Origin of the sequence: Streptococcus sp. Marseille-Q5619 (assembly GCF_946901205.1) — a bacterium.
Lineage (GTDB): Bacteria > Bacillota > Bacilli > Lactobacillales > Streptococcaceae > Streptococcus.
The window spans coordinates 194,770-206,866 of sequence record NZ_CAMPPO010000002.1 but is presented as its reverse complement, the minus strand read 5'-3'; the positions used below and the strand labels follow the sequence as shown (position 1 = coordinate 206,866).

Below are 12,097 nucleotides of genomic sequence, written 5' to 3'. Positions count from 1 at the left end.
CATTAAAAAATCAGAATAAAGGAGAGACGATGCTAGCTATTGAAGAAAGCCAGAAGTTGACTTTAGCAAATTTACCGAACCTGAGCCTTTTTACAGGGACAGATCAGGGTCAGTTTGAAGTTATGAAGAGTCAAGTATTGAAACAGATTGGCTATGATTCTGCTGACCTCAACTTTGCCTACTTTGATATGAAAGAAGTAGTTTACAAGGATGTGGAACTGGAGTTAGTCAGCCTTCCTTTCTTTGCGGATGAGAAAATCGTGATATTGGATCATTTTGTCGATATCACAACAGCCAAGAAACGCTTTTTAATAGATGATGAACTCAAGTCGTTTGAGGAATACCTTGATAACCCTTCACCAACAACCAAGTTGTTAATCTTTGCAGAAGGAAAACTGGATAGCAAAAGACGGTTGGTTAAATTACTGAAGCGTGATGCTAAGGTTTTTGATGCAGTAGAAGCCAAAGAACAAGAATTGCGCCAGTATTTCCAAAAGTGGAGTCAGAAACAAGGTCTGCAGTTTGCCAATCATTCTTTTGAAAATCTCCTCGTCAAGTCGGGTTTTCAATTTAGTGAAATCCAGAAAAATCTCCTCTTTTTACAGTCCTATAAGGAAGACTCTGTTATCGAGGAAGAGGATATTGTCAACGCAATTCCTAAGACCTTACAGGACAATATTTTTGATTTAACTCAGTTTATTCTGACTAAAAAGATGGATCAGGCGCGTGACTTGGTTAGAGATTTGACCTTGCAAGGTGAAGATGAAATTAAACTGATTGCAGTCATGCTAGGACAATTTCGGACTTTTACTCAGGTGAAGATTTTGGCGGAGTCTGGGCAAACAGAATCTCAGATTGCAAGTAGTCTAGGAAGTTTTCTCGGACGCAATCCCAATCCCTATCAAATCAAGTTTGCGCTGAGAGATTCAAGAGGACTTTCCTTGAGCTTTTTGAAGCAAGCTATTTCCTATTTGATTGAGACAGACTATCAGATTAAAACAGGTCTTTATGAAAAAGGTTTCCTTTTTGAAAAGGCACTCCTACAGATTGCTAGTCAGGTCAATTGACATTTTTTTGAAACTATAACCCGCGTCAATATTATTTTGTCGTGGGTTTCTTAGTGATTTACTTATTTTATACTCAAGGAAAATCAAAGAGTAAACTAGGAAACTAGCCGCAGGTTGCTCAAAGCACTGCTTTGAGGTTGTAGATAAGACTGACGAAGTCAGCTCAAAACACTGTTTTGAGGTTGTAGATAAGACTGACGAAGTCAGCTCAAAACACTGTTTTGAGGTTGTAGATAAGACTGACGAAGTCAGCTCAAAACATGTTTTTGAGGTTGCGGATGAAACTGACGAAGTCAGCTCAAAGCACTGCTTTGAGGTTGTAGATAAGACTGACGAAGTCAGTAACATATATCTACGGCAAGGCGACGTTGACGCGGTTTGAAGAGATTTTCGAAGAGTATTATTAGAAAGTATTTCAGTGATTTCTTCATCTATAAGCAAAAAACTTGAAAAAAGTGAATGTTTGCGTTATCATTTTCATATAGAAAGAAAAAGAGGTATTACAGATGGCTATTATCTTACCAGAACTTCCATATGCATACGACGCTTTGGAACCATACATCGATGCGGAAACAATGCACTTGCACCATGACAAACACCATCAAACTTATGTCAACAATGCCAATGCAGCTTTAGAAAAACACCCTGAAATTGGTGAAGATCTTGAAGCCTTGCTTGCTGATGTAGAATCTATCCCAGCTGATATCCGTCAAGCACTTATCAACAACGGTGGTGGACACTTGAACCACGCTCTTTTCTGGGAATTGATGACTCCTGAAAAAACAGCTCCATCAGCAGAACTTGCAGCAGCAATCGATGCAACATTTGGTTCATTTGAAGAATTCCAAGCAGCCTTCACTGCAGCAGCAACAACTCGTTTTGGTTCTGGCTGGGCATGGTTGGTTGTCAACAAAGAAGGTAAACTTGAAGTGACTTCAACAGCAAACCAAGACACACCAATCTCAGAAGGTAAAAAACCAATCTTGGGCTTGGACGTTTGGGAACATGCTTACTACGTGAAATACCGTAACGTGCGTCCTGACTACATCAAAGCTTTCTTCTCAGTGATCAACTGGAACAAAGTAGATGAATTGTACGTAGCAGCTAAATAATGATAGTTGGAGGGAAGAATTGTTCTTCTCTTTTTAAGGTTATATTATTTTTGTCTGACAAAATCGTCAGACTTTTTTCATTTTTATGAGAAACGTGCTAACTGCTAGAAATTATGGTAGAATAAAGTATTAAGTAATCGTGGAAAAAGGATATCTATGCGAAAAGAAATTGCACCTGAATTATACAACTATAACAAGTTTCCTGGTCCTGAGTTCCATTTACATGGGGACAAGGTTGAAACGGAAGGGATAGCTTTTTCCTTGGTGGAAAATATCAAGGATGCCTTTGATGTGACGGCTTTTAATCAGCGTTTTTCAGAAGTCTTAACCAAGTTTGATTATATCGTGGGAGACTGGAGCAACGAACAGCTTCGCCTACGAGGTTTTTACAAGGATGACCGAACAGAAGAAAAACTTGAAAAAATCAGTCGTTTACAAGACTACCTTTTAGAGTATTGTAGTTATGGTTGTGCCTATTTTGTCCTAGAAAATGAAGCCCCTAAGCGAGCATCATTTGACAAGAAAATGCGTAAGAAGGAAGAAGAAATACCTTCTAGAAAAGGAAAGAAACCGGCTCAAACAAAACGAAAACCGAATGCAGATAAGAAAAATAGACGTCGTCAGAAAGACCAGCATTCTCAGAAAGAGGACAAGGGACAACGTCATTTTGTCATTCGTCAGAAGTGAGTAGAGAATAAGGAGAAGAAATGAAACCGTCAATTTATAGTTTAACACGTCAAACCATGCAGGAATGGGTTTTGGAGCAGGGAGAAAAGAAATTCCGTGCAGACCAAATCTGGGAATGGCTTTACCGTAAACGTGTCCAGTCATTTGAAGAAATGACCAACCTTTCCAAGGATTTGATAGCTAAGCTTAATGACCAGTTTGTGGTCAATCCCTTGAAACAACGTATCGTTCAAGAGTCTGCTGATGGTACCGTTAAATATCTTTTTGAATTGCCAGATGGAATGCTGATTGAGACAGTACTCATGCGTCAGCACTATGGTTTGTCTGTCTGTGTGACCACTCAGGTCGGCTGTAATATCGGTTGTACCTTCTGTGCTTCTGGTTTGATCAAGAAACAACGTGACCTCAATAACGGTGAAATCGTAGCGCAAATCATGCTGGTTCAGAAATACTTTGATGAGCGTGGTCAAGATGAACGCGTCAGCCATATCGTTGTCATGGGGATTGGTGAACCATTTGATAACTACAACAATGTCTTGAATTTCGTTCGTACTATCAACGATGATAAGGGAATGGCCATCGGTGCTCGTCACATTACGGTTTCAACCTCAGGCTTGGCTCATAAAATTCGTGATTTTGCTAATGAAGGAGTTCAGGTCAATCTTGCCGTTTCCCTTCATGCACCTAATAATGAGTTGCGTTCAAGCATCATGAAGATTAACCGTGCCTTTCCGATTGAAAAACTCTTTGCAGCTATTGAGTACTACATTGAGACAACCAACCGTCGTGTGACCTTTGAGTATATCATGCTCAATGAAGTCAATGATGGTGTAGAACAAGCCTTGGAATTGGCTGAATTGCTCAAGAACATCAAGAAATTGTCTTATGTAAACTTGATTCCTTATAACCCGGTTAGTGAGCATGACCAATATAGCCGTAGTCCTAAAGAGCGCGTGTTGGCTTTCTATGATACGCTTAAGAAAAAAGGGGTCAACTGTGTGGTTCGTCAAGAGCATGGTACTGATATTGATGCAGCTTGTGGACAATTGCGTTCTAATACAATGAAACGTGACCGTCAGAAGGCAGTCGCAGCAGTAAATCCTTAATGATGAAGAAGACTTATAATCATATTTTGGTCTGGGGAGTCATTTTCTATAGCATTTGTATCGTTTACTTTTGCTTTACTCCTCAAGAACAATCTCCCGTGGGGGTGGAAACTCCAGGTATTCAGCATCTTGGACGCCTGGTTTTTCTTTTGACTCCTTTCAATTCTTTCTGGAAACTGGGTGAAGTGAGTGACATAGGACAATTATGTTGGATTTTTCTACAAAATATCCTCAATGTCTTCTTGCTTTTTCCTCTGATTTTCCAACTCCTTTATCTCCTTCCAAACTTGCGTAAGACAAGAAAAGTGATTTTTTTCAGTTTTCTAGTGAGTCTTGGAATCGAGTGTACGCAGTTAGTCTTGGACTTTTTCTTTGATTTTAATCGCGTCTTTGAAATTGATGATTTGTGGACCAATACCTTGGGTGGCTATCTGGCTTGGCTCCTCTATAACCGATTACATAAAACAAGATAAGGAATTAAAATGAGTATTTTAGAAGTTAAAAATCTGAGTCACGGTTTTGGTGACCGTGCAATTTTTGAAGATGTGTCCTTTCGTCTCCTAAAGGGTGAACATATCGGCCTGGTCGGTGCCAATGGTGAAGGAAAATCAACCTTTATGAGCATCGTGACTGGTAAGATGTTGCCAGATGAAGGGAAGGTTGAGTGGTCCAAATATGTGACTGCCGGTTACTTGGATCAGCACTCCGTCCTTGCTGAAGGTCAATCTGTTCGCGATGTTCTCCGTACAGCTTTTGATGAGCTTTTTAAAGCAGAAGCTCGTATCAATGACCTCTATATGGAAATGGCTGAAGACGGTGCGGATGTTGATGCTCTCATGGAAGAAGTGGGAGAACTTCAAGACCGTTTAGAGAGTCGTGATTTCTATACTTTGGATGCTAAGATTGATGAAGTAGCGCGTGCCCTTGGTGTCATGGATTTTGGCATGGATACGGATGTAACTTCTTTGTCAGGTGGGCAAAGAACCAAGGTGCTTTTGGCTAAACTCCTCCTTGAAAAGCCTGATATCTTGCTGTTGGACGAGCCGACCAACTATTTGGATGCTGAGCATATTGATTGGCTCAAGCGCTATCTCCAAAACTATGAGAATGCCTTTGTCCTTATTTCGCACGATATTCCATTCCTGAACGACGTTATCAATATCGTCTATCATGTGGAAAATCAACAGCTGACGCGTTACTCTGGTGACTACTACCAGTTCCAAGAAGTCTATGCGATGAAGAAATCTCAGCTAGAGGCAGCCTATGAACGCCAGCAGAAAGAGATTGCAGACCTTAAAGACTTTGTCGCACGAAACAAAGCGCGTGTTGCAACTCGAAACATGGCCATGTCTCGTCAGAAGAAATTGGATAAGATGGATATTATCGAGCTGCAAAGTGAGAAACCAAAACCATCCTTTGATTTCAAACCAGCTCGTACACCAGGGCGCTTTATTTTCCAAGTCAAGGACTTGCAGATTGGTTATGATCGACCTCTCACTAAGCCTTTAAATCTTACCTTTGAACGCAATCAAAAGGTTGCTATTATCGGGGCAAATGGTATTGGGAAAACAACTCTCTTGAAGTCCCTATTGGGCATTATTCCACCAATCGCTGGAGAGGTTGAACGTGGAGACTACCTAGAACTTGGCTACTTTGAACAGGAAGTAGAAGGCGGTAATCGCCAAACTCCTCTTGAAGCTGTCTGGAATGCCTTTCCAGCTCTCAACCAAGCAGAAGTTCGTGCAGCCCTTGCTCGTTGTGGTTTGACAACCAAGCATATCGAAAGCCAAATTCAGGTCTTGTCAGGTGGGGAACAAGCCAAGGTTCGTTTCTGTCTCTTGATGAATCGTGAAAACAACGTTTTAGTGCTGGATGAGCCGACTAACCATTTGGATGTGGATGCCAAGGATGAACTCAAACGCGCTCTCAAAGAATATAAGGGATCTATTCTTATGGTCTGCCACGAACCAGACTTTTATGAAGGCTGGATGGACCAAATCTGGGATTTTAATAATCTAACTTAAGAATGAGAGTAAAAGAAATACAGTACCGAATGAGGATACTGTATTTTTTTGGTTTTTATGATTTAAAATCGTAGTCTTTCACCACTTCGATACTATCGATAGTAATAGCAGTCGTTGGCTTGTCTTTTTCATCTTTTTCGGCTTTAGCAATCTTATCTACAACATCCATACCGTCAATCACTTGACCAAAGACTGGGTGTTTGCCATCAAGACTAGGGTTTCCCCCTTCTTTATAGGCTTCGATGATTTTCTTTGGATACTTGCTTGTAGGGAGTTTAGCAGAGGTATCTGTAGAGTTTTGGTTGATGAAGAACTGGCTACCGTTGGTGTTTGGTTGACCAGTATTAGCCATAGCAAGAGCACCACGGATGTTATACAAATAAGGAGTAATCTCGTTTTTGAAACCAGTTCCCTTGTCTTTAGTCTTATCCTTGTCATGCCAGATGGACTGACCACCTGTACCGTCCCCTTTTGGATCTCCAGTTTGAACCATGAAGCCATCGATAACACGGTGGAAGGTAATACCGTTATAGTAGCCTTCTTTAGCATGAGTGAGGAAGTTTTCAACCGCTAGAGGAGCGAGTTTAGGGAAGAGTTTGATACGGATATCACCTTGGCTTGTGTGGAGAATCACTTCGGCTTCATCTTCAGCAACTTCTTTAGATAGTTGTGGGAAATTGGCGTTTTCGTTTGTTAAAGCATCGTTTAACTCCTTGGTAGATTGGGCTGCTGCTTTGGAGCTTTCCTCAGCGGCCAAGCTAGAATCTACATAGTCATCACCACGCAAACTACGTTGGATGTTGCTACATCCAGCTAGAGCTACAGTGGATAGTAAAAGAAGGGTTGCTAGTTTTTTCATTCTGATCCTTTCAAAAATTCATTTCTACCATTGTACCCTAAAAGGAAGGGGATTTCAAATATTAGTGACAAGGTAGTTTTAGAGAAAGCCAAAAGAAAAATCGCTTGCTTAGAGATTTTTCTTTTGGCTTCAATTCCTAATTAATCAATGAACTTAATACTAGGTCTCGAAAAGAATTATGCTTCCTCTTTCTGTCTGAGTTCAAAGAGCTCTTCTACTTTCAGATTAAAAACTTGAGCAATTTTAAGAGCCATTTCCAGCGAAGGATTGTAACGGTTATTTTCCAAGTGCAGAATTGTCTCGCGTCGTATGCCGATGCGGTCGGCTAACTCCTGCTGGGTCATGCCTGTGGACTCACGGACAGATTTGAGATTAGTAATAATATTGCTTTCTTTGGCCATGCTTATCCTCTACGTTCCAAGATAAGATAGACAACCGAAAAGATGCAAATCAAGGCAGCTATGCTAATAAATATCTGTCCCATGTAAAGAGTGAGAGACCCCATATACCCAATGATAACTGCTAGGATCATCAGTGCGCCTAGTATAAAAACAAACATCAAGCTAGCTGCCTTGGCTAAATTAGCATAAAAGCGTTCGTCCGGAGTTTCCTTGACATTTTTTAAAGAGAAAAAAACAAATACAATCACTTCAATAACGAGGCCAATTCCCAAAATCCATTCTTTAATACCAGAACTTACGCTTGGGGTCGCAACCCAAATCCCTACTGTATAAAAAATGCTTGCTGCAAACACAAGTATCGTGTAAAGCTTAGCAGACAAGTCAAAAATAATCTTTCCCTTACCTTTCTGACTCTTATGTAGCCAGCTCCAAATAGCTATAATTTGACCTAACACTGAAATACCAGTAATAACTAACTTGGGTTCCCAACTAAGATTAGAACCAAATAAAACAATAAAATCAATAAAGAGAGCTACGGCAATCATTGCAATGAGGCCACGCATTTTTTGACTTTTTTTCATGATAGACTCCTTTTTTATGTTATAAATATATAACACTTAAATTTTATGTTATAAATATATCACATTTAAATTTAGAAAGCAAGAATTTATGTGCCAAGGTGGCAATTATTTGAAAAAATTTTTTAATAAAAGCCCTCGATAGTCAAACAACTAAAGAATTCTTTGAAGCAATGCATCGGATTTGGTTTGGATAGTTTCGTTAATAATATTTGATGATAAAGAATTTTTGGAAAATCTAGATACTGTATGAATCTCTATTTTTTTCTTAGACTGTTATAAAGTCTGTCAAAATAAGCTTTGTAGGTGTAGAAGTTAATTTTTACAGAACTAAATTATTCCCCTATTTAGAATCTATTAATTCATATTTTCTAAATTAATAGATATCATTCTTAAAATTCTTGATATTTCTTTTGGGAACGGGATTGGGATTTAGGAGCCAAGTATCCAAATCTCGTTCAGGTGAGATGAAGGGTTTGAGTTGATGGTCTTTATAAAATATTTCTAATACTCTTCGAAAATCAAATTCAAACTACGTCAGCTTTGCCTTGCCGTAGATATATGTAACTGACTTCGTCAGTCTTATCTACAACCTCAAAGCAGTGCTTTGAGCAACCTGCGGCTAGCTTCCTAGTTTGCTCTTTGATTTTCATTGAGTATAAAATAGTATTCACGGATAGCTTCTTTCAAACATTTATTTCCTACTTCTAACAAATTTCTAAAAGGTTTAAGAATTTTATAGTCTGTCAAGTTTTTTTCTTGACACCTGCCAGAAATCTGCTATAATAGAACATGTGCTAAATAGCTCAGCTATTTCACCGAAATAAAAAATAAGAAAAGAGACTTTAAAAATGGCAGTTAAAATCCGTTTGACTCGTATGGGTTCTAAGAAAAAACCTTTCTACCGTATCAACGTAGCAGATTCACGTTCACCACGTGACGGACGTTTCATCGAAACAGTTGGAACTTACAACCCACTTGTTGCTGAAAACCAAGTAACTTTGAAAGAAGACCGCGTTCTTGCATGGTTGGCTGATGGAGCTCAACCTTCAGATACAGTTCGCAACATCCTTTCAAAAGAAGGTGTATTGAAGAAATTCCACGATTCTAAATTCTCAAAATAAGTTTAAAGTAGGTTGACAGATGGATACGATTGAAAATCTTATTATTGCGATTGTGAAACCCTTGATTTCACAACCAGATGCCTTAACTATCAAGATAGAAGATACACCAGAATTTTTGGAATATCATTTGGATCTTGATCAAAGTGATGTGGGTCGTGTAATCGGTCGTAAGGGTCGCACTATTTCTGCGATAAGAACGATTGTCTACTCTGTCCCAACTGAAGACAAAAAAGTAAGAATCGTTATTGACGAAAAATAAGAAGGGCGGGACGAATGTCTCGCTTTTTTTGCAAGGAGCAGGATATGAAAGATTTAACGTTTAGACAATTACAAGACTACCTACTGGAACATTACCAGCAGTCTCGGACTGAGGAAGGTCTCTTTATGAAGTTAGTGGAGGAAGTCGGAGAAGTAGCTGAGGTTTTGAATGGTCGTTCTGGTAGAAAAGAAGGAGTTCAAGATTCGAACGAGGAACTAGCAAAAGAACTGGCTGATATTATTCACTACACTGTCGCAATTGCGGCCATCAACGACATAGATCTAACCAAGACTATTTTTGAAAAAGACAAAAAGGCGTCTATCAAATATCAGCATGAACGTGATTTGGAAGGATTTTTGAATGGAAAGTAGAGATGTTGTCCCCTTCCTCCAACTTGAGAAAATCCTTGGAACATGATAAAATAAAGGATAAGGATTTTTAATAATTCATTATATAGAATGAGTGGATTTCTTTATGAAGAGGTTTGAAGTATCTACAGAGATTGGTAGTCTCTCTGTTACTTATCAAAAGCAAAAGAAAATGCTAGTTTGTTTAAGTGGCGCAGGTTTGCTACCAAGTTATGAAAATTTTTCACTTATACTTGAAAAACTTCCTCCTACAATTGGTTATTTGACAATTGATTTTCCGAACACAGGTAGGAGTCCGATTCATGACCAAACTGGAAAAAATCTAGATAATCTTGCAGATGCAGTTTATGAAGTGCTTGAAGAATTGGCGATTTTTGAATATATACTTTGTGTACATAGTTTGAGTGGAATTTTAGCTTGCAAATTACTCAACAAATCAATTAAGTGTCAGGCTTTACTAGCAATTGAACCGACAACTAAAAAAATCATGTTTGCTGATTTTTCAGAAAATCCTTATCCAGAAATGGAAGAGCAGATGAGGCTGATTGACGAGTGTGATCCTGAACTTTATTTTAAGAACTTAACTCAAGCAACATTTAGTCCTGAAACGAATAAAGAAATCTGGGAAATAATGCAAGAAAAAGGCTTAGAGTTGGAAAAGCAAAATCCAGGATTTCAGATATCTGGAGAGATTATTGAGGAAGATTTTGAGGATGTATCAATACCAGATTGTATCCCTGTATTTGTTTTTTGTCAGCCTTATAGAGAAAAAGAGTACAGAGAATCAGAATATTGGACTTCCAATACTAAACTCATTTTAGGAGGGAATCACCATTATTTACAATGGTCCGAAGCGGAAAAAATTGCGGCTATTATTCGAGAATTGTTAGAATAAGATGGAAAGAAGGAGACTACGGGAGACAAGATGAACTACTTTAATGTTGGGAAAATCGTCAATACGCAGGGGTTGCAGGGTGAGATGCGAGTCTTGTCTGTGACGGATTTTGCAGAAGAACGGTTTAAAAAAGGATCTGAGCTGGCCTTGTTTGATGAAAAAGATCAGTTTGTCCAAACAGTGACTATCGCTAGTCACCGTAAACAGAAGAACTTTGACATTATTAAATTCAAAGATATGTATCATATCAATGCTATCGAAAAGTACAAAGGATACAGTCTCAAGGTCGCTGAGGAAGATTTGAATGACCTAGACGATGGTGAATTTTATTATCACGAGATTATCGGTTTGGAAGTCTATGAGGGTGATAATTTGATTGGAACCATCAAAGAAATCCTGCAACCAGGTGCTAACGATGTCTGGGTGGTCAAGCGAAAAGGTAAACGTGACTTGCTCTTGCCTTATATCCCACCAGTGATTCTCAATGTTGATATTCCAAATAAACGGGTCGATGTGGAAATTTTAGAAGGGTTAGACGATGAAAATTGATATTTTAACCCTCTTTCCAGAGATGTTTTCTCCACTGGAGTATTCAATCGTTGGAAAGGCTCGAGAAAAAGGGCTCTTGGATATCCAGTATCATAATTTTCGAGAAAATGCTGAAAAGGCCCGCCATGTAGACGACGAGCCATATGGAGGCGGACAGGGGATGTTGCTCCGAGCCCAACCTATTTTCGATGCCTTTGATGCTATTGAAAAGAAAAATCCGCGCGTTATTCTCCTCGATCCTGCTGGAAAGCAGTTTGATCAGGCTTATGCTGAGGATTTGGCTCAAGAGGAAGAGCTAATCTTTATCTGTGGTCACTACGAAGGGTATGATGAGCGTATTAAGACCTTGGTGACAGATGAGATTTCCTTGGGGGACTATGTCTTGACTGGTGGTGAGTTAGCGGCCATGACTATGATTGATGCGACGGTTCGCCTGATTCCAGAAGTGATTGGCAAGGAGTCTAGCCACCAAGATGATAGTTTTTCTTCTGGGCTTCTCGAGTATCCTCAGTACACACGTCCCTATGATTATCGAGGTATGGTTGTGCCAGATGTACTGATGAGTGGACACCATGAGAAGATTCGTCAGTGGCGTCTGTATGAGAGTTTGAAGAAAACCTACGAGCGCAGACCAGATTTGTTAGAAAATTATCAACTTACAGCAGAAGAAGAAAAAATGCTGGCAGAAATCAAAGAAAACAAAGAATAAAGGAGAAACCTATGCAAGTAATCAAACGTGATGGAGAAATTGCTGAATTTAATCCAGATAAGATTTACCAAGCTATCTTAAAAGCAGCCCAGACTGTCTATGTATTGACAGATGATTTGCGTCAAAACCTTGCACAAGTCACTAAGAAAGTGGTTTTGGATTTGGAAGAGGCCAAGGTGGAACGTGCTACCATTAGCATGATTCAGTCTATGGTTGAACATCGTTTACTGGGAGCAGGTTACATTACCATTGCAGAACACTACATTTCCTATCGTCTACAACGTGATTTGGAAAGAAGTGGTTATGGAGATCATATCGCAGTTCATTTATATTTTGAACAAGTTCGCTAAGAAAAAAGA

Annotated in this window: 17 protein-coding genes; 13 read left to right on the top strand and 4 right to left on the bottom strand. The window is 39.3% G+C overall.

Features of this window, described 5'->3' with window-relative positions; all coding sequences use genetic code 11:
• Positions 1 to 29 precede the first annotated feature (29 nt).
• From holA to OC530_RS02145, 6 genes are all read left to right on the top strand, one after another.
• Positions 30 to 1,067 (top strand): DNA polymerase III subunit delta, encoded by a 1,038-nt coding sequence (holA, locus tag OC530_RS02170; protein WP_262079108.1) that lies wholly within the window; start codon positions 30 to 32, stop codon positions 1,065 to 1,067.
• 506 nt (positions 1,068 to 1,573) lie between these two features.
• Positions 1,574 to 2,179 (top strand): superoxide dismutase SodA, encoded by a 606-nt coding sequence (gene sodA / locus OC530_RS02165; protein ID WP_262079105.1) that lies wholly within the window; start codon positions 1,574 to 1,576, stop codon positions 2,177 to 2,179.
• A 156-nt stretch (positions 2,180 to 2,335) separates the two neighbouring features.
• On the top strand, positions 2,336 to 2,866 hold the full coding sequence (locus tag OC530_RS02160; protein ID WP_261016541.1) for a YutD family protein: 531 nt from the start codon (positions 2,336 to 2,338) through the stop codon (positions 2,864 to 2,866).
• A 20-nt stretch (positions 2,867 to 2,886) separates the two neighbouring features.
• Positions 2,887 to 3,972, top strand: a complete 1,086-nt coding sequence (rlmN, locus tag OC530_RS02155) for a 23S rRNA (adenine(2503)-C(2))-methyltransferase RlmN (RefSeq protein WP_000804760.1) — start codon at positions 2,887 to 2,889, stop codon at positions 3,970 to 3,972.
• The gene (locus tag OC530_RS02150; protein ID WP_261227056.1) at positions 3,972 to 4,445 is read left to right on the top strand and encodes a VanZ family protein; all 474 of its coding nucleotides are present in this window, start codon (positions 3,972 to 3,974) and stop codon (positions 4,443 to 4,445) included. Before rlmN ends, OC530_RS02150 begins: the two co-directional genes overlap by 1 nt.
• Before the next feature lie 9 nt (positions 4,446 to 4,454).
• Positions 4,455 to 5,996, top strand: a complete 1,542-nt coding sequence (locus OC530_RS02145) for an ABC-F family ATP-binding cassette domain-containing protein (RefSeq protein WP_261227055.1) — start codon at positions 4,455 to 4,457, stop codon at positions 5,994 to 5,996.
• 55 nt (positions 5,997 to 6,051) lie between these two features.
• On the opposite strand, the gene OC530_RS02140 is transcribed toward OC530_RS02145, so the two are convergent.
• From OC530_RS02140 to OC530_RS02125, 4 genes are all read right to left on the bottom strand, one after another.
• Positions 6,052 to 6,855, bottom strand: coding sequence for a peptidylprolyl isomerase (locus OC530_RS02140; RefSeq protein ID WP_164226926.1), 804 nt, complete (start codon positions 6,853 to 6,855; stop codon positions 6,052 to 6,054).
• Positions 6,856 to 7,031: 176 nt separating this feature from the next.
• Positions 7,032 to 7,256 carry a helix-turn-helix transcriptional regulator gene (locus OC530_RS02135; protein WP_173217638.1) on the bottom strand — a complete coding sequence of 75 codons (225 nt, stop codon included), beginning with the start codon at positions 7,254 to 7,256 and terminating at the stop codon, positions 7,032 to 7,034.
• Positions 7,257 to 7,258: 2 nt separating this feature from the next.
• On the bottom strand, positions 7,259 to 7,837 hold the full coding sequence (locus OC530_RS02130) for a DUF3796 domain-containing protein (RefSeq protein WP_173217636.1): 579 nt from the start codon (positions 7,835 to 7,837) through the stop codon (positions 7,259 to 7,261).
• A 524-nt stretch (positions 7,838 to 8,361) separates the two neighbouring features.
• Positions 8,362 to 8,508, bottom strand: a complete 147-nt coding sequence (locus OC530_RS02125; RefSeq protein ID WP_262079098.1) for a hypothetical protein — start codon at positions 8,506 to 8,508, stop codon at positions 8,362 to 8,364.
• A gap of 177 nt (positions 8,509 to 8,685) precedes the next feature.
• On the opposite strand from OC530_RS02125, the gene rpsP reads away from it, so the two are divergent.
• The 7 genes from rpsP (at position 8,686) to OC530_RS02090 (ending at position 12,088) form a co-directional block, all read left to right on the top strand.
• Positions 8,686 to 8,958 carry a 30S ribosomal protein S16 gene (gene rpsP, locus OC530_RS02120; RefSeq protein WP_000268760.1) on the top strand — a complete coding sequence of 91 codons (273 nt, stop codon included), beginning with the start codon at positions 8,686 to 8,688 and terminating at the stop codon, positions 8,956 to 8,958.
• Between the two features lie 19 nt (positions 8,959 to 8,977).
• Complete coding sequence (gene kphA, locus OC530_RS02115) at positions 8,978 to 9,217, top strand: RNA-binding protein KphA (protein ID WP_000379617.1); 240 nt, start codon at positions 8,978 to 8,980, stop codon at positions 9,215 to 9,217.
• Between the two features lie 44 nt (positions 9,218 to 9,261).
• Complete coding sequence (locus tag OC530_RS02110) at positions 9,262 to 9,588, top strand: MazG nucleotide pyrophosphohydrolase domain-containing protein (RefSeq protein WP_112443777.1); 327 nt, start codon at positions 9,262 to 9,264, stop codon at positions 9,586 to 9,588.
• Positions 9,589 to 9,691: 103 nt separating this feature from the next.
• Positions 9,692 to 10,480, top strand: a complete 789-nt coding sequence (locus OC530_RS02105) for an alpha/beta fold hydrolase (RefSeq protein WP_112443488.1) — start codon at positions 9,692 to 9,694, stop codon at positions 10,478 to 10,480.
• Between the two features lie 30 nt (positions 10,481 to 10,510).
• Positions 10,511 to 11,029 (top strand): ribosome maturation factor RimM, encoded by a 519-nt coding sequence (rimM, locus tag OC530_RS02100; protein WP_083989289.1) that lies wholly within the window; start codon positions 10,511 to 10,513, stop codon positions 11,027 to 11,029.
• Complete coding sequence (gene trmD / locus OC530_RS02095) at positions 11,019 to 11,738, top strand: tRNA (guanosine(37)-N1)-methyltransferase TrmD (protein WP_262079089.1); 720 nt, start codon at positions 11,019 to 11,021, stop codon at positions 11,736 to 11,738. Before rimM ends, trmD begins: the two co-directional genes overlap by 11 nt.
• Before the next feature lie 11 nt (positions 11,739 to 11,749).
• A complete protein-coding gene (locus OC530_RS02090; protein WP_173217632.1) occupies positions 11,750 to 12,088 on the top strand; it encodes an ATP cone domain-containing protein in 339 nt (112 codons plus the stop codon).
• Positions 12,089 to 12,097 lie beyond the last annotated feature (9 nt).

Excerpts from the sequence above, each read along its gene's own strand:
- OC530_RS02110 (WP_112443777.1), top strand. The coding sequence starts at position 9,262 with ATGAAAGATTTAACGTTTAGACAATTACAAGACTACCTACTGGAACAT.
- rpsP (WP_000268760.1), top strand. The coding sequence starts at position 8,686 with ATGGCAGTTAAAATCCGTTTGACTCGTATGGGTTCTAAGAAAAAACCT.
- OC530_RS02150 (WP_261227056.1), top strand. The coding sequence starts at position 3,972 with ATGATGAAGAAGACTTATAATCATATTTTGGTCTGGGGAGTCATTTTC.
- rimM (WP_083989289.1), top strand. The coding sequence starts at position 10,511 with ATGAACTACTTTAATGTTGGGAAAATCGTCAATACGCAGGGGTTGCAG.
- holA (WP_262079108.1), top strand. The coding sequence starts at position 30 with ATGCTAGCTATTGAAGAAAGCCAGAAGTTGACTTTAGCAAATTTACCG.
- sodA (WP_262079105.1), top strand. The coding sequence starts at position 1,574 with ATGGCTATTATCTTACCAGAACTTCCATATGCATACGACGCTTTGGAA.
- OC530_RS02105 (WP_112443488.1), top strand. The coding sequence starts at position 9,692 with ATGAAGAGGTTTGAAGTATCTACAGAGATTGGTAGTCTCTCTGTTACT.
- OC530_RS02130 (WP_173217636.1), bottom strand. The coding sequence starts at position 7,837 with ATGAAAAAAAGTCAAAAAATGCGTGGCCTCATTGCAATGATTGCCGTA.
- OC530_RS02140 (WP_164226926.1), bottom strand. The coding sequence starts at position 6,855 with ATGAAAAAACTAGCAACCCTTCTTTTACTATCCACTGTAGCTCTAGCT.
- OC530_RS02135 (WP_173217638.1), bottom strand. The coding sequence starts at position 7,256 with ATGGCCAAAGAAAGCAATATTATTACTAATCTCAAATCTGTCCGTGAG.
- OC530_RS02145 (WP_261227055.1), top strand. The coding sequence starts at position 4,455 with ATGAGTATTTTAGAAGTTAAAAATCTGAGTCACGGTTTTGGTGACCGT.
- rlmN (WP_000804760.1), top strand. The coding sequence starts at position 2,887 with ATGAAACCGTCAATTTATAGTTTAACACGTCAAACCATGCAGGAATGG.
- kphA (WP_000379617.1), top strand. The coding sequence starts at position 8,978 with ATGGATACGATTGAAAATCTTATTATTGCGATTGTGAAACCCTTGATT.
- trmD (WP_262079089.1), top strand. The coding sequence starts at position 11,019 with ATGAAAATTGATATTTTAACCCTCTTTCCAGAGATGTTTTCTCCACTG.
- OC530_RS02090 (WP_173217632.1), top strand. The coding sequence starts at position 11,750 with ATGCAAGTAATCAAACGTGATGGAGAAATTGCTGAATTTAATCCAGAT.
- OC530_RS02160 (WP_261016541.1), top strand. The coding sequence starts at position 2,336 with ATGCGAAAAGAAATTGCACCTGAATTATACAACTATAACAAGTTTCCT.